Here is a 15,763-nt window from a genome sequence, read left to right on the forward strand (position 1 = left end):
CCCGCTATTTCCCGGTTGCGGCGGAGCTGACGGGGACTTCCAGGGATCAGCATGCGTTTTTTCACGCCTTTATTAAGAGGCGCCTTCACGCTCATTTTAGGTCTCGTTTTATCCGTGGCGGCGGCCAATGTTGCGGCCACCGAATCGAACGCGGTAGAAGGCGCTTTAGTGATACTTACCTGGGAAGATTATATGGACCCCGGAGTAATCGAAGCCTTTGAAGCCAAGCACAATGTCAAAGTGCGGCAGGTCTATTATGAAGATGATGACGAACGCGATCTGATCATGGCCAACACAGGCGGCGCCGGGTTCGACCTGCTGGTTTTCGATGAACTCATGCGCGAGCCCTACCATGCCCGGGGGTGGCTGGAGACTTTTCACAAAGCCGATCTGCCCAATCTGAAACACGTGCGCTACCCCCTGAAGAAAAAAGATCTCCCGGAAAAGTTGCAAACCGTTCCCTACGCCTGGGGCAGCATCGGCATTATTTATCGCAAGGACCTGGCCCCGCGACAGCCCACTTCGTGGATGGACCTGTTCCGCCCAGTGGAGGCGCTACGGGGCAAAATCCTGGTGATAAACACCGCCTCAACGGCGTTCAGTATGGCGTTGAAGTCGCTGGGCTACTCAGTGAACGCCACTGAAGAGGCCGAGCTGAACGCCGCGGCGGATCTATTGCGCAAACAGCGTCCCTATGTGCGCGCCTATCGCAATCCTCTGGCGGGGGAAGGCGTGGACCTGTTCAGCGGCGAAGTGTGGGTGGCGATGGCGTATAACGGCGACGCTTTAAACCTGATGCAGCGCAACGCCAATATCGCCTTCGTCTATCCCATGGAAGGCAGCGGCTTATGGCTGGACTCCATCGCAGTGCTGACCAAGTCCAACAGCAAAGATCTGGCCTTGCAGTTCATCAATTTCATTCACGATCCGGATATCAACGCCCGCAATACCCAAAGCATTTTTTTCGCCACCACCAACATCGCAGCGGAGCAGCGGCTGCCAAAGAGTTTCTTGAATAATCCGGTGATCTACCCATCTGACAAGAGCCTGGCTCGCTTCGAGCAACTGGAGCGCCTGCCTGCTTCTGCGATGCGAAAGATCATCGCAGATTTTGTCACCATCACGTCTCAGTAACGCATGCTCAGACTTAAGACCCGAATTACATTAATGCTGCTGCCGCTGATCATGCTGCCTTTGATCGTCGCCGGTTTGTTGCTGTATCACCGCCAGTCGGAAAACTTTCTGGAGCAGGTCAATGATCAACTGGTGGATCAGCTGAATGTGGCGCAGGCGAACCTGCAGCGCAGAGTTGATGTCGCACAGGGCAATCTGCGTCTGATATCCAAGTCGAATCTGGTTCGCCAGTACTTCATGACCGACGATGAGGAGCAGCGCTTCTTCCTGTTTTATCGCCCGGTGCTGGAATTGTTTCGTTCCTATCAGGAGATATTTCCGGAATACATCGACATTCGGATTCTGGATGCTGAAGGCGTTCCACAAACCAGCCTGCCCCAGGCGGCGTTCAAAAATAACGCCGCTGCGATTACACAAGCCTGGGTCAACGCAGACAGGGGACAGCCGGAGAAAGAGAAAACCCGCGTCATCCGCGCCGATTCGGGAGCGCCTTTGCTTCTGGTGGGCGCATCCATTTCCCTTTCCACCTTCACGGACTGGAGAACCATTGACGAGAGCGACCGCGCCGGTAGCCTGGTGATCGCCAGCCGCCTGGACGACATCGCCAAAAACATACACTCCGCTCACATAGGAAAAAACGGACATGTGTTGATGGTGGACGCGCAAGGCGCCCCTTATTTACAGGACAGTGACGGCCATCAACAGAATTACGCAGAGGTCTTTGAGCATTTGCCGCCATCCGCAGAGAATCAGGAAGCTATCGTGATCGGCGAACCGGGCCGCTACTACCTGACCCTGCAACGGGAAGTGCTGCCCGACCTGCGCATTGTTGGCGTCTGGCCCATGAGCGAATTGAAAGAAAACGCCTTTTATCTGGCCAATCAAGTCGCCTGGCTGACCCTGGTGCTGATTGTCATCACCAGCGCATTGATATTCAGCGTCGTGCACGGTCAACTGATCAAGCCTATTTCGCGGGTCACCCAACTGGCTCAGCTGCTGGGAGAAAGCCATGCGGAAACGCCGCCGGAAGCCGCCCGGGACTTTCAGTCCACCTTGCGACGACGGGATGAAATCGGCGAACTGGCGAGAGCCTTCAAAACCATGGACGGCAACCTGCGGGCCACTGCGTCAAAGCTGACGTTCATCGCCTATCATGACAGCCTGACCGGACTCGCCAACCGACATACCTTCGGCGCGTTCCTGCATCGCGCCATTGCGGAAGCCGCCCGCCATCGTTTTCGACTCGGCCTTCTATACATAGATATCGACGGGTTTAAAGATGTTAACGACTCGCTTGGCCACGAAGCTGGCGATCTGGTGCTGAAAGAGATCTCCCAGCGTCTGCACACCGTCCTGCGCGCAGAAGATCTGGTGGCGGATATGTCCGCGCAATATGAAACCATGGAGGCGACCAAGATGTCGCGCATCGGCGGCGACGAGTTCGCCATAGTGGTGAATCATCTGCACTCCCCCATGGATATCTCCCACATTGTGAAAAGACTGCTGGACGCCATGCAGGCGCCGTATCAGATCGAATCCCACAGTTTTCTACTCGGCGCTTCCGTGGGCATTGCCGTGTATCCGGAAGACGGCAAGGACGCCCATGAATTATTGAAATGCGCCGACATCGCCATGTATCACTCAAAACGCCAGGGCCGCAATGGTTTCGAGTATTTCGACAAGAAAATGAATCAAATGGCGGTAGAGCGACATCAGATAATCAGCGATATCCGCAGCGCACTGCAGAAAGGCCAGTTTGAACTGTATTACCAGCCCCAGGTATCCGCACTGGCTGGCAATGTGATGGGTTGCGAGGCTCTGCTGCGCTGGCGTCATCCTGCGCGGGGCTTTGTGTCGCCGGTGGAGTTTATCCCCATCGCGGAGGAAACCGGCCAGATCATTGAGATTGGCCGCTGGGTGCTGGAAGAGGCCTGTCGTCAATGCAGAGAGTGGCAGGCCGAAGGTCTGGATGAGATTCGCATGTCGGTCAACATCTCTGCAGTGCAGTTCGGCAGCTCCACCGATATTGTCGCGGTCACCCGGGAGGCGCTGGCCCGCAGTGGCCTGCATTCAGACTGCCTGGATCTGGAGATCACTGAGACCGCCATGATGCAGTCCGGCAAAGTCGGCGTGGATAAGTTGAACGCGCTGAAAAACCTGGGCGTGAGTATTTCCATGGATGACTTCGGCACCGGTTATTCTTCCCTCGCGTCACTGCGCGACCTGCCCATCGACCAGCTCAAGATCGACAAATCCTTCGTCGACAAAATCAATCATGACAGTCAGGGCCGGGCGATCATCAAAGCGATCCTGGCGCTGGCCAAAGAGCTCAGCATCGAGGTGGTGGCGGAGGGCGTGGAAGAGCGAACGCAACTGGATTTCCTCAGTCTGCACCGCTGCGACCTGATTCAGGGCTACTACGTGGCGAAGCCCCTGCCGGCGGACGGCATGCGCGAATTTCTGCGTCAACACACTCAAGTAGAGCCAAGCTGGCGCCCCTGACCCCTCCCCTTGGGCTTGCGCTAAGTATCTGATAGATTACGGCCCTCAACGTTAACGCCGCATTGAGGAGCCTATGCTGATCGCCGCAGCCGCTATTTTCGTCGGGTTAATCATCCTGCTGTGGAGCGCAGACCGCTTTGTGGACGGGGCCGCCGCCACCGCCCGCCATGCCGGCATGCCCACCTTGCTGATCGGCATGGTCGTCGTCGGCTTCGGCACTTCCGCGCCGGAAATGGTGGTGTCCGCTCTGGCCGCCCTGGACGGCAGCCCCGGCCTGGCGCTCGGCAACGCCATCGGCTCCAACATCACCAATATCGCCTTGATACTTGGCGTCACCGCCATGCTCAGCCCTATCGCCGTTAAATCCGGCATCGTGCGACGGGAGCTACCCATTCTCATCGGCGTCAGCGCCGTCACTATTTTACTGTTAGTGGACAGGGATCTGAGCAGAACAGACGCTTTCATACTGCTCGGTATTTTTGTGGTGGTGATGGGTTGGTCAATCATCACTGGGCTGAAGGGAGACGGAGACGCGCTGGCAGGCGAGCTGGAATCGGAATACGAGCAGGACCATATGAGCCTGAAACTGGCCCTGTTCTGGCTCATCGCAGGTCTGGTGCTGCTCACCGCCAGTTCCCGCATGCTGGTATGGGGAGCGGTGGAGACAGCCTCCTTCTTCGGCGTCAGCGACCTGATTATCGGCTTGACCATCGTCGCCATCGGCACTTCATTGCCGGAGCTGGCCGCCGCCATCGCAGCCACCCGCAAGGGCGAACATGATATCGCCCTGGGCAATGTCATTGGCTCCAACCTGTTCAACACCCTGACAGTGATCGGCATCGCCGGCGCCATCCACCCGTTGAGTACGGGAGCAGACATTCTGTATCGCGACTTCCCTGTCATGGGGTTTCTCACCATCACCCTGTTCGCGTTCTGCTACAGCCGCGCCAGCCACGGAGTGATCAATCGCACCAAAGGCGGCCTACTGGTCGCCTGCTACGCCGCTTATACGATCTGGCTGGTGCAATCAGCGCTGTCGCAGGCGTCTCTCGCCTGAAACACCAGCTCAGCCGGGAATGACAGAGGCGCGCCTCGCTGCGCGCGCTCCGCCGCCGGCAATACATCCATACTGGGCCACAAGCCGCTGGACAAGGCTTTAGCGTAGCCGTTGTTGAGTCCGTTGCCGCGCATTCTTGCCTGAGCCGCGAGACAGTCATAGCTCAGACGTCGATGACGTATGCGCAAACTTCCCTCGCCATCTACCTGCAACATCCCCCACCACACCTCGCTGGAACCATCATTGGCGGGCATACCGATGACGCCCGGATTATGCCAGACAGCGCCGTCCACGAGCTGGGTGAATGGAATGCCGCAATGCCCGGCGATCACCAGATCCGCATCGCAGTGCACTACCTCCTTCCGTTTGGTCTCCATCCGTGTGGACGCAAAAATAAATCGATTCAGCACCTCGGCGCCGCCATGGATCACTGCCGCCCGCCAGGGACCCAATTGAAAATGGATGCGGCGCGGCAGGCTGCCCATCCAGGCTCTGGCTTCCGCCGACAAGGCATTGCGACAGTATTCGTACCAGTCTTCCGACAACACTGCGCACTGGCTGCCGGCAGTGAAGCCGCAGCCACAGTCGTCAGCGTCCTCGGCCAGCGACTCCTCACAGTTACCCATCAGCACGTGGACGCCCCAGTCCCGCAAAATATCCACTACCGCCTGCGGCTCCGCGCAGTAGGCGGCGACATCCCCAGTGCAAATGATCCGATCCGGGGGAACACCCAGTTCCTCCGCCCGTTTGCGCAACGCCTGAGTCGCCTGTAAGTTGCCATAAGGGCCTCCGAAAACCATGACGGCGCCATCGAGAGTTCCGATGTCGCATCTGTTCTGCATTGTTGTCATGGAAACCGCCCTCACTCTAACACCGGTTGCGGCGTCCGGGACGAGCGAAATGGAAAACGCGCGCCCACCCAAAAAGCGGCGCATCCCACCGCCATCACAACCAGGGAAATCAGCAACAGCTTGCTGTATTTATGACTAACGCCGAAAAGCGGCTCAATCAGGTTGCTGTAACCGGACGACTCCGTGAAATACAGCGCCGCGCCGCCCACCGCCACGCAAAAGCTGGTCAGGTAACTCCACAAAGGCACATCGCGCCAGTCACGCCATAAAGAGAAAAACACCACCGGCGTCAGATACATGGAGGCGGTTCCACTCACCGCAACGGCGGCGAACAGATCCTTGCTTCCAAAAAAAACGCACAGCAAACCGGCCAGCATAAATATCGCCATCGCGATGCGGCCGTTAGCCAGCGTCGGGCGCAACAGGCCCATATCCACTGCCGCCAGCTTAGCGGAGCTCGCCAGCGTGGAATCCAATGTAGACATGGCGGACACCACCAAAGCGGCGCTGAAGATCAGCATCGGCGTTTCTCCCAGCAAACGCGTCAACGCCGCATTCATATCCTCGCCTTGCAGCGCCTGCGCGCCGGCGAATACCCCCAGGCACCCGAACAGAATAATGCACAGGCTGCTGATCCAGGCGGCGTGAACAAAGCTTTTCCGCGTGGTTTGTCTGTCCGCCAGAAAGCCGCGGTCCATCATGACCGGGTCATGCATGGGATAACTCCATACCTGCAACAGCGCCACCGCCAACAAAATGGGGCCAGGATCATCGATGACAAAGGGCTTGAACATGAGAGAGGCGAAACTGAAGTCGTCCGCCGTCACCGCAACCGCCACCAACACGCCGAGCACGACCAGGAAAACAGCCATCTGAAACACATCCGTACGCAAAGAGGCATGCAGGCCCCCCAGGGCGGAATACAACAGAGTAATGACGGAAAACGCCACAATAGCGATCACATAGGCGTGACTGCCGTCGGCGCCGAAAAGAATGCCGATCACCAGCAGATTGGCGAATACTTCACTCACCAAACGAATGGCGATAACCAGGTTATAACAGGAGGCTCCTGCGCCACCGAAGCGCAACCGTAAAAATTCCTGAGCGCTATCGCACCCATGGCGAAATCGTAAACTGTCGATAATGGCCGCGCCGGTCAAAAAAGAAAGGTAGTAAGCCGCGTAGGCCAGCGCGCCCCACAGTCCATAGTAGTATCCCAGGATCGCCGCATTCATCAGGGATCTGGCGAATATCCACGTGGTGACCTGTGAAAATATCAGCGTTATTAAGCTGGGTTGGCGGCCATCCGGCGAGAGTCCTTTGAAGAAAGCGCCGTCACTTTTAGCGCGCGGCGAGAGAAAAATGCTGAAAACAGCGATAACCGCCACGAAAGCGGGCAAAAACATCGCAGACATGAAACACCCCTACAGGCCTGTAATTACATGCGAATATAGGACCAATTATTTCCATTAAAGTTTCCTTAACTTTTTAAAATTAGCTTGATTTCGAACGAATAGACATTATTTACATATGTACTCATGAAGCCTATTTGAAAAATCACAGAGTGTGGTTATATTGATAGGTGTGACGTTATTGTAGTCGTCTCTTATAGTGGGTCAGGCGCATTCCGCGCCGCCGATCACCAGCAGTAATCGTGCGTTATGAATGAAGATCCGAACAAGGACTTATCGGAGCGGTATCATTTGTGGCGCCCCTCGGTTTGGTATCAACATCTTTAGGGAGATTGTATGGACTGGGAAGCGTTATCTGATAGATAGTTGCCAAGGTTGATCCAATACCACCGCTTTCGCGTATTGATATTCAATTCTTCGAAAACTATCCAGTTCTGAATTCGTTATACGAAATCAGTTTGATAAAGCTCCTCATTCCTCAAGCAAAGTGAATTGATATGGGCATTACCGTTTTCAAAGACAGCAGCGACAGCACTCGTACCTACCTGCGAATTACCCGCGCCATCAACGGGCGCGAGCAACAACGCTACGTGCGGGTTGAAGGGGCCTCAAAATCAGCCATGAAAAGGGCGATGAAAGAGGCGAAGGAAATCGATCAGCGGTTGGAACAATGGCAGTCCGCCGTTCGTCAGCTCATGATGTTGAAAGGCGATACATTGATCCACGAGGATGGGACCATCCTCGGGTTGCAATTGCAAACCCGCCATCGGGAGGGCCGCAAGCCCGCCACGGAATTTAAACTTCGGGTGAAGCTTCCTGGGCGGAAGCCGCTGTTTAAATCAGTATCGGTGGACAAGCATGGCTTTGAGAAAGCGTTCGAGCTATCCGTAAAACGCATTTGCGAATTACGGGGCATAACCGAGGATTCGGAGGCCTATGGCAAGATGCTGATGTGCATCGACGCCTACAAGGAGAAATATGACCTTCCCCCGGGTCTGTCGGAAGCGACCGCCATGCATTTGGACCGAGAGGATTCGCCTGAGAAAGCCGCCAACGAAAAAGGTTGGCTGGACCAGATCTCAGGTTGGTTCAAACGCTGATCCCAGTTTTCCGTAACTGATGTGGCGCGCCGCAACTGCATTGCGGCGTTTCCCGCACATACCGCCAGGCACAGGCGGGGCCGCCGTCCAGGAGGACATTCGCGCCCGACACGCAGCCAAGCCTGACCGGCGGTTGGAAATACGCCGGGCTACGCACTGCTCCAACTACTTGCTCACCGCCAGTGACAAAGCATGACGCGGCCGTTTTACTGCGGCCTTTGATAGTCGTCTGCGCTTAATCTCCAGATGGAGCGCTCGGCGACGCAGGAAACGCGTCCTGTAATGGAGCGGATGCAAGGGCGTTACGCCCGGCTTCATTTTCACGCACGCCGTCCCGCTGCGGACGGGCGATATAGTGCGCCCGAAACTGACGCTCCACCCGCATCACCACATCGCTTTGAAACGCCTTTTCAAACCTGACGTCCAGCACGTAAGCTTTGGCCGTTAAACGCACCGCCAGACGATCCGCCAGAGCCACTTCCGACATGACGCAGCTGATTGGCTTCTTCAGGAAAATAAAGCGACTGGTGGCCAGCACTTCGTACACCAGGTTTTGCGCCAACTCCAAATCCGCATCCAGAGACAGATAGAACTCAGTCACCACCATCATGTCCAATGCGCCCGTGTTGCCGCTGGATACGGTTTCCGTAATAAAGCGTGAGTTGGGAATGGTCACCATATTGTCATCCAGCGTGCGCAACCGTACAGAGCGCAGGCCAATGCTGACTATTTCCCCATAATTGTCGCCAAACGCGACCCGGTCGCCCACCTGAAACGGTCGGTCGAACAGCAGCATAATGCCGGCGATCATGGACGCGGCGATGTCTTTGAGCGCAAAGCCGACCGCCACCACGGCGCTGCCGCCGATGGCCAGTAGAAACTCTTTGGGCGGCTCGATCACCGTCACCAGCAACCAATAGGCGCCGCCGATATACCAGATGAAGCTGAATAACGTGACGATCTGCAAGGTCAGGAAACGCTGGCTGGGCAGTTTCTCCATCAGGCTGTCGGACAAATGCCGCGCCGCCCGGTTAACGCCCCACAGGATAAATATGCCCAGCGCCAGCAGGGCGATTTTGCCAGGCTCAAACATACCGCCCAGTTGCATTAGATTTTCGACCGATTGATTATCCATGCAGAATATTCTTCCTGCCAAGGTAGAGGGTTAAGGCGGGATACCACAAGGCATGTACGCGATACCGATCCTTCTCATCGACCCACAAAATACCCGCGGAGCAGCCTGACTTAAGAGTTTGACGCACCATTGCCAGCGGCAAAGTGGTGACGGCGGCGATTTCCTGCGCCGTCAGATTCTCGTGTTGAATCACCGCCGCCAGCATAAAACAATCATCGTCCTGCAAAGCGTTCAATGCGGAAGTGCTCACTCGCTGGGGAATGCCAATTTCCACGATACGATGATCGAAACGGGCGGACTCCAACCACAAATGCAACGCCGTCAATGGATTGCCTGCGCTCAACTCCCACATCAGGTTGAATACGCGAGTGTCGGCGGCTTTGAATGACGCGGACTCTGTTCCAGCCAGGGCCGACAGTAACAGGTCGTCATAGCGCAGCCGCCGGTGGGAAGCATGATGCCGAGACAACAGCAGCTTGCGGATGTCTGTTGGACTCCATTTGGGCATGGCGATAATGTGAGAGAACTGGTGGTGCTTCTGGAAGACGCGGCTGAGATATCGCCAGGTCGGGGCATGCATGACCACAATCCAGAAGGTATCCTGCGGGGCGTCATTCAGATATTGCAAAAAGGCTTTCACGCCGGCGAGCGCTCCCACCTGAGCCAACAGAAAGTTCTCCACCTGATCAACAATCACCACTTTCTTCTGCGTCGCCGGCGCAACAGCCTCGTCGGCCAGGCGTTCGCCATCGCCCAAATCGGCGGAGTCCGCCAGGAACGCAGTTACCGCCTCCGCTGAAGTCAGTTTCGGCGGCGCGCTGAGAAAGCGCACCGGCGTCTTGTCCCATTGTTTTTTAAACTGTCTGACCAAAGACGATTTGCCGCTGCCGTGCTCCCCCACCAGCAACAGCATATTGTCCTGCCTCTGCTTCTCCGCCCAGTCCAACGCGGGTTTAGTCAGGTTCGCCAGCAAGGCCTCCTGGGCGATGACCGCCTGCTCCTCTCTTGGTCGGTCAAGCAACCAGTATCGATAAGATCGGGCCTGATATTCATCGGCCTCCGCATCGTCTCCCTCCATCTCCGCACTGGTGGATGTCTCTAAATGCAGGCGCAGAATACGCACGCTGAGAGAGCGATAGGCATCGAACTGTCCGAGTAATTGATGTAAACGCAACAGCAGATCCCAGCACTGAGCGACGATAAACAGGGCCGGCCACAGCGGAATCACCCAGGGCTTATTGAGAAGAAGCGAACAGGACTCACGCGAATTCACCTTGCTCAAGCGACAGATGAACTTACGGCAAACGTCCCCATGACGACGCAAGGACAGAGTCGCCAGACACCATAGATACAGAATCACAGCGCTCTGGACGATGAAATAGAGGTAACCGCCTCCTGTGGCCAGCGCCATTTCCCGCAACGCCCAACACGCCACGACGCTGACCGCCAGACGGCCCGCCTCAGCCCGCAATTGATCGCCGGTTTGCTGCGTGACGAAGACGCCGCTCTGCCCGTACATGCGCGAAAACAGCCATTCGCTCATCACCCGGATGCCGCGGAACAAGGCATAGGCGACGCCCAATGGGTACAGCAGGTGGAACAAATACCAATGGGAAGGAGACAGGTTGCTGAGGGTCACGGACAGCCACCAGATCATCAGCCATGGCGCGTTGGGCTTCAGCACCCAGAACCCGCCATTAACAAGACGCATGGCGGCGGTTTGTCCAAGCTGCCGCAATAAGCGCCGCTGTAGCTGCGACAGCGTCTGCGTCGACCAGGCTGCGGCGCGAGCCATCAACCAGCCCGCTAACGCCAGCAAAATCACCTGCAACGACCACAGTGACAACAGGGCCACCAGTTCCTGGCGCTCCCGGGCCAGCTTGTATTCCTCCAACACCGGGCCTATGACCGCATTCAGCGTCATTTCTGGAGCCATGAGCAGCTCCTGGCGTAATCCGGCCCACTCCCGCTCTGGCTCACGCCAGGTCCGCCACGCCGCTCTCAATCCATCCGCCGCAATCTGGTGATTACGCAGAAAAGTGGCCTGCACCCGCAAGGCCTCAATAGCCTCCTCCAATGCCTGCGGTCGCGACGTCAAATCCGGAATCCGCACCGCCAATTCACGTACGGTGCGTCCGTTCAGCGCCAGAATCTGCGGCCACAGCTCATCCATGACGCCGGACGCCTCAACTGGGGTATAAAGGTGTGCGGAGAGTTCCGCCAGCAGCGCCTGCGCGCGCTGGCTCATCAGCGCCAGGCGTTCAACGGCGGCGGCGCTGCGCACTGCGTTCGCCTGAGCTTCCGCCGTCGTAGCGCTTTTGCCGGAATCCGGCGAGGACGGGGTCGAGGGGGCGCCCGACGCATCCGCACCGACGTTTTGCGAAGACGCCTGACGTTGCGACAGTTCTGCTGTCAACGGGTGCAGGCGCTCCAGCTTCAGTAACAATCGCTGCAGCGCCCATCTGATATCCGAGGGAAGAACAAGCAAAGTCAGCCTCGCTTCCCGCAATTGCGTTAATTGCGCCGTCAGTTCGGCCTGCAGCGTCTGCATCGGCTTGAGCAAGCGCGGGCATTGGTCCAATCCGGGGGGCGAAATGGGCAGGAAGCCGTCGGCGCGCAGAAGCTGTATGTAGTCTTCCACGGCGGAGTCATCATCCAGCGCGACCGACGACAGGTGCGACAATTGAAATCCAGGCTCTACTTCACCGCGCCGCCATGCGGCGAACGACGCCAGATCCCGTTGCGATTCTGCAAGGCGCACGCGCCACTGCTGCTCCAGCAGAGAAATCGCATCGCAGGGATCGCGAGCGAAGGCGGATTGCTGCATGGCGAACAGCGCAACCAATCCAAGCAGCGCCAAACGCCATTGTTTTGAAAAGACAACATAAACAGGAATGCCGGAGCGCCGGTTTACACCGTACGCTCCGCATGGGAGGGTTCTCATCGAAGGCATCAGATTTCGATTAGATCCGCACACACGACGGGGTTAACCCGCCTCTCCTTTTTCAATGACTTGCGTTTCCTGCTTCGCATGCATCAGCCACTCCTGCATCAATGGATCGCTCCAGGTCGTTTCGATATAGCCGGCGCAGGCAGCGTTGACTTCAACGCCATAGGTGCGAAAACGAGAAGCGACCGGCGCGTAGAAGGCGTCAGCGATACTCCATTCACCAAACAGCCAGGGACCACGGTCCGCGAAAGTCTCCCGACACTGGGTCCAGATTTCGCAGATGCGCGCGACTTCTTCGCGGGTCGCCTCATCTATTTCCACTCGACGATCGTTCGCGCGGCAGTTCATCGGCATGGCGCCGCGCACGCCGGGGAAACCGGAATGCATTTCCGCGGTCACTGCGCGGGCCCACGCCCGGTCGAGAGGGTCGCGAGGCCAGAATTCAGGCTTCTGTTCCGCCACCCATTCGGCGATAGCGAGCGAGTCCCATACCGGACGGCCATCGATCAACAGCGCCGGTACTTTTCCAGCCGGAGAGTATTCCAGCAGTTTCTCTTTGTAACCCGGCGTCATCAGGGGGACAAACACCTCTGAAAACGCCAGTCTGCTGCGCTTTAATGGCAGCCACGCGCGTAAAGACCACGACGAGTAATTCTTATTGCCAATAACGAGAGTAAGTTCAGTTTGCATAAGTCCTCCTTTGACTGGACAACTTTAGATCAATTTACTGACCAATCCTAGATGAAACACGAAAGAAGTATTATTTTCATAGAGTTGCGTGTGTTTAGCCGGAAAAATCTTTTTACGCAAGCGAACTATGAAAACAGCCGCTTTTCTGTCAATTTATGAGGCCGGATAAGAAACTGACTCAGCATTTAATGCGAATCAGTCTATTATTATTTAATTACAACTGTTCCTTGAACGGCTGCAGCATGCTTCCGAGGCGCTTTCGCAGGGAGAATTCGAGGTCCAAAGCCCGAAAAAAATTTGCCTGTCCGTCATTCAAAGCTCATGCTTGTCGGTTATTTTTATGAAGGAAATGGTCATTTGAGGGCGTCATGAAAGCACTGCGTCTTATTTTGGTAGTATTCGGGCTGGGATTGATTTGCGCCCCCGCCCTCGCAGAGGGACTCAATGCGCCACAGGGAAGGGCTGTGCTTACCGTTAGCGGTAAAATCGCCAACACTAATGGTAAGAACGTAGCGAAATTCGATCTGGCGATGCTTGATCAACTGCCCCAGCACAGTGTTAAAACCAGTACGCCCTGGTTTGATGCGCCGAAGACATTTTCCGGCCCGCTGGCGCGTGATCTGATGAAACTGGTGGGCGCCCAAGGCGGTAAGGTGAAAGCCATCGCGCTGAACGACTACGCCACCAACATTCCGATTCAGGATTTTCAAACCTATGATGTCGTGCTGGCCACGCGTATAGATGGAGAAACGTTGAACATCAGGGAAAAAGGTCCGGTTTTTGTCATATACCCTTTCGACCTTGTCCCCGAAACCAAAAATGAAATTTTCTTTCAACGTTGCATATGGCAACTTGTTCAGATAAAAGTCGAGTAACCCGCGTAACGCGTCATTTTCAGAGTAGATATTTTTGGTCAAGCGAATTCGGTCGATTCTCGGTGCTGTATTAGCCGCAGCCACAGTCATACTCGCCATCGCCGTTACCGCCACCATAGTCACATTACGCGAAGGGGCGTTGGAGGTGCGGGTCGCGAAGGACGATTTGTATTGGTCTATTCATCAGATCGAAGTAGAAGTGATGAATATGCTGATCATCGCCCATGCTTTGCAACACGGCGACCACCTGCCGGAAGACCTGGATATTCGTTACTCGGTGCTGCTCAGCCGCACCGACCTGTTCAAGAAAGGCGAGTTTCGCGAAGCCATCAGCGTGCTGCCGAAGACACAGGCCCTGATGACCTCCGTCACCTATCAAATCGAAGCCCTGTCGCCCCTGTTCGACAACGCCGTCAATGACCCTGACCCCATACTGCCCGAGCTGATCGACAAGCTCGATGAAACCCGCCGCATCGCTCACGAACTGACGCTGATCGCCCATCAGGAGCAGGTGACCCTGCGGGTGGCGAAGCGGGATGAACTGGCTAACATCTTCTTCTATGCGGAGGTGCTGCTGTCAGTGCTGGCGGTGACGGTTCTGATCGGCTTTATATCCCTGTACTGGCTGATGTATCTGGCCAAACAAGCCAAAGTCGAAGCGGACTTCCATCGCCGTCGGGCGGAGGCCAACAGCGACGCCAAAAGTCGCTTCCTCTCCAACATGAGTCACGAACTGCGCACGCCGTTGAATGCGGTCATGGGCTTCGCCCAGCTCATGCAGATGGAAAGCCGCAATCTGTCCCGGGAGCAGATGCAGAATATCGATGAGATCTACAAAGCCAGCGAGCACCTGCTCTCTCTTATCAACGACATCATGGATCTGTCCAAGATCGAGAGCGGTCAGCTCAGCATCAGTATCGAGCCCTGCTCCGTGCAGTCTCTGGTCAATGAGTCCGTATCCATGATCCGCTCCATGGCGATGATGAACAACATCAGCGTCTATGAGCCGGAAGTGCGTCTGGACTACCTGATCAAGGTGGATCGCACCCGCATGGTCCAGGTGCTGACCAACTTCCTCACCAACGCCATCAAGTACAACCGCAAAGGCGGTTGGGTGAAGATCGAGCTGGAGCATGAAAGCCGCAGCGGCATGCTGTGCCTGAGCGTAGCGGACAACGGCATCGGCATTCACAAGAAAGATCACCACAAAGTATTCAAACCCTTTGAGCGCCTGGCTCAGGATATGGCCATTGAAGGCACAGGTATCGGACTCGCCCTCAGCCAGCAGTTGGTGCTGTTGATGAACGGCCAGATCGGCTTCAAATCAAAAGAAGGCCAAGGCAGTCTGTTCTGGGTGAAGTTCCCGATCCTCGACGTGGTCAAAGCCCAGGACCGAGGCGCCGTCAAAGCGATGTCGCCGCGCCCGCCGGAATTGGAGATACTGGCTGCGCCTAAGGCCACCGTGCTCTATATCGAAGACAACTACTCCAATATCCGCCTGATGGAGAGCCTGTTCGCCAGCATGCGCAACATTCAGCTGCTGACCACCAACAACGGCGAACAAGGCATCGCCATGGCGCGCACCTACCGTCCGCAACTGGTGTTGCTGGACCTCAACCTGCCCACCACCTCCGGCCTGGACGTCTGTTCCCGTTTTCAGGAAGACCCGGAGCTCGCCGACATCCCTATCGTCGCCGTCACCGCCAATGTGAACGGCAGCCAGGAAGCCAATCGACTTGGCCTTAAATTCCAGGAATTTATTCTCAAGCCCATCGATGTGGAACTGATGAAGTCCACCATCTTCAAGTACCTCGGTCGTCCACAGACGCCCTAGGGTCAGCCCATACGCAGGCGCGGTTCTGGCGCAGGCGTCCCTCTGTTTCCAACGAAACTTGGATATTTCACAGCTTTTCGTTTTATATTAACGGCATAGGTCTATTTACGCTGGCGCAGCGCCTCGGGCTTGAGGCGCAGGCTGGCGTACGCGCAGTTTCGCTTGCTGCGCGAGCGGACCGCGTAAAAAAGAAAAAGGGTTCAGGACGGCGTCGGTCGGATGC

The 15,763-nt window shown here is 56.3% G+C and carries 11 protein-coding genes; 6 read left to right on the forward strand and 5 right to left on the reverse strand.

The window, feature by feature from the left end; all coding sequences use genetic code 11:
• The first annotated feature begins 51 nt into the window (after nt 1-51).
• The 3 genes from AC2IBB_RS00080 (at nt 52) to AC2IBB_RS00090 (ending at nt 4,693) form a co-directional block, all read left to right on the forward strand.
• The gene (locus tag AC2IBB_RS00080; RefSeq protein WP_486330890.1) at nt 52-1,134 is read left to right on the forward strand and encodes a polyamine ABC transporter substrate-binding protein; all 1,083 of its coding nucleotides are present in this window, start codon (nt 52-54) and stop codon (nt 1,132-1,134) included.
• A 3-nt stretch (nt 1,135-1,137) separates the two neighbouring features.
• The gene (locus AC2IBB_RS00085; RefSeq protein WP_486330891.1) at nt 1,138-3,636 is read left to right on the forward strand and encodes a bifunctional diguanylate cyclase/phosphodiesterase; all 2,499 of its coding nucleotides are present in this window, start codon (nt 1,138-1,140) and stop codon (nt 3,634-3,636) included.
• A gap of 73 nt (nt 3,637-3,709) precedes the next feature.
• The gene (locus AC2IBB_RS00090; protein WP_486330892.1) at nt 3,710-4,693 is read left to right on the forward strand and encodes a calcium/sodium antiporter; all 984 of its coding nucleotides are present in this window, start codon (nt 3,710-3,712) and stop codon (nt 4,691-4,693) included.
• Here the strand turns inward: AC2IBB_RS00090 and AC2IBB_RS00095 are convergent.
• A complete protein-coding gene (locus AC2IBB_RS00095; RefSeq protein ID WP_486330893.1) occupies nt 4,642-5,544 on the reverse strand; it encodes a metallophosphoesterase family protein in 903 nt (300 codons plus the stop codon). The genes AC2IBB_RS00090 and AC2IBB_RS00095 overlap by 52 nt on opposite strands.
• Nucleotides 5,545-5,555: 11 nt before the next feature.
• Nucleotides 5,556-6,959 (reverse strand): sodium:proline symporter, encoded by a 1,404-nt coding sequence (locus tag AC2IBB_RS00100; RefSeq protein WP_486330894.1) that lies wholly within the window; start codon nt 6,957-6,959, stop codon nt 5,556-5,558.
• A 494-nt stretch (nt 6,960-7,453) separates the two neighbouring features.
• On the opposite strand from AC2IBB_RS00100, the gene AC2IBB_RS00105 reads away from it, so the two are divergent.
• Nucleotides 7,454-8,056: a hypothetical protein gene (locus AC2IBB_RS00105; RefSeq protein WP_011400375.1), complete on the forward strand. Its 603-nt coding sequence runs from the start codon at nt 7,454-7,456 to the stop codon at nt 8,054-8,056.
• Nucleotides 8,057-8,291: 235 nt separating this feature from the next.
• Here AC2IBB_RS00105 and AC2IBB_RS00110 read toward each other — a convergent pair whose 3' ends face one another.
• The 3 genes from AC2IBB_RS00110 to AC2IBB_RS00120 are packed head-to-tail and all read right to left on the reverse strand — an operon-like array spanning nt 8,292 to nt 12,831.
• The gene (locus tag AC2IBB_RS00110) at nt 8,292-9,191 is read right to left on the reverse strand and encodes a mechanosensitive ion channel family protein (protein ID WP_486330895.1); all 900 of its coding nucleotides are present in this window, start codon (nt 9,189-9,191) and stop codon (nt 8,292-8,294) included.
• On the reverse strand, nt 9,184-12,135 hold the full coding sequence (locus AC2IBB_RS00115; RefSeq protein WP_486330896.1) for a P-loop NTPase family protein: 2,952 nt from the start codon (nt 12,133-12,135) through the stop codon (nt 9,184-9,186). Before AC2IBB_RS00115 ends, AC2IBB_RS00110 begins: the two co-directional genes overlap by 8 nt.
• A 42-nt stretch (nt 12,136-12,177) precedes the next feature.
• Nucleotides 12,178-12,831, reverse strand: coding sequence for a glutathione S-transferase family protein (locus AC2IBB_RS00120; protein WP_486330897.1), 654 nt, complete (start codon nt 12,829-12,831; stop codon nt 12,178-12,180).
• Between the two features lie 368 nt (nt 12,832-13,199).
• Here AC2IBB_RS00120 and AC2IBB_RS00125 point away from each other — a divergent pair, with 368 nt between their 5' ends.
• Both AC2IBB_RS00125 and AC2IBB_RS00130 read left to right on the forward strand, forming a co-directional pair.
• On the forward strand, nt 13,200-13,706 hold the full coding sequence (locus tag AC2IBB_RS00125) for a putative pterin-binding protein (RefSeq protein ID WP_486330898.1): 507 nt from the start codon (nt 13,200-13,202) through the stop codon (nt 13,704-13,706).
• 34 nt (nt 13,707-13,740) lie between these two features.
• The gene (locus tag AC2IBB_RS00130; RefSeq protein WP_486330899.1) at nt 13,741-15,540 is read left to right on the forward strand and encodes an ATP-binding response regulator; all 1,800 of its coding nucleotides are present in this window, start codon (nt 13,741-13,743) and stop codon (nt 15,538-15,540) included.
• Nucleotides 15,541-15,763: the final 223 nt, after the last annotated feature.

This window comes from Hahella sp. NS-SX17 (assembly GCF_057367735.1).

Excerpts from the sequence above, each read along its gene's own strand:
- AC2IBB_RS00080 (WP_486330890.1), top strand. The coding sequence starts at position 52 with ATGCGTTTTTTCACGCCTTTATTAAGAGGCGCCTTCACGCTCATTTTA.
- AC2IBB_RS00085 (WP_486330891.1), top strand. The coding sequence starts at position 1,138 with ATGCTCAGACTTAAGACCCGAATTACATTAATGCTGCTGCCGCTGATC.
- AC2IBB_RS00090 (WP_486330892.1), top strand. The coding sequence starts at position 3,710 with ATGCTGATCGCCGCAGCCGCTATTTTCGTCGGGTTAATCATCCTGCTG.
- AC2IBB_RS00095 (WP_486330893.1), bottom strand. The coding sequence starts at position 5,544 with ATGACAACAATGCAGAACAGATGCGACATCGGAACTCTCGATGGCGCC.
- AC2IBB_RS00100 (WP_486330894.1), bottom strand. The coding sequence starts at position 6,959 with ATGTCTGCGATGTTTTTGCCCGCTTTCGTGGCGGTTATCGCTGTTTTC.
- AC2IBB_RS00105 (WP_011400375.1), top strand. The coding sequence starts at position 7,454 with ATGGGCATTACCGTTTTCAAAGACAGCAGCGACAGCACTCGTACCTAC.
- AC2IBB_RS00110 (WP_486330895.1), bottom strand. The coding sequence starts at position 9,191 with ATGGATAATCAATCGGTCGAAAATCTAATGCAACTGGGCGGTATGTTT.
- AC2IBB_RS00115 (WP_486330896.1), bottom strand. The coding sequence starts at position 12,135 with ATGAGAACCCTCCCATGCGGAGCGTACGGTGTAAACCGGCGCTCCGGC.
- AC2IBB_RS00120 (WP_486330897.1), bottom strand. The coding sequence starts at position 12,831 with ATGCAAACTGAACTTACTCTCGTTATTGGCAATAAGAATTACTCGTCG.
- AC2IBB_RS00125 (WP_486330898.1), top strand. The coding sequence starts at position 13,200 with ATGAAAGCACTGCGTCTTATTTTGGTAGTATTCGGGCTGGGATTGATT.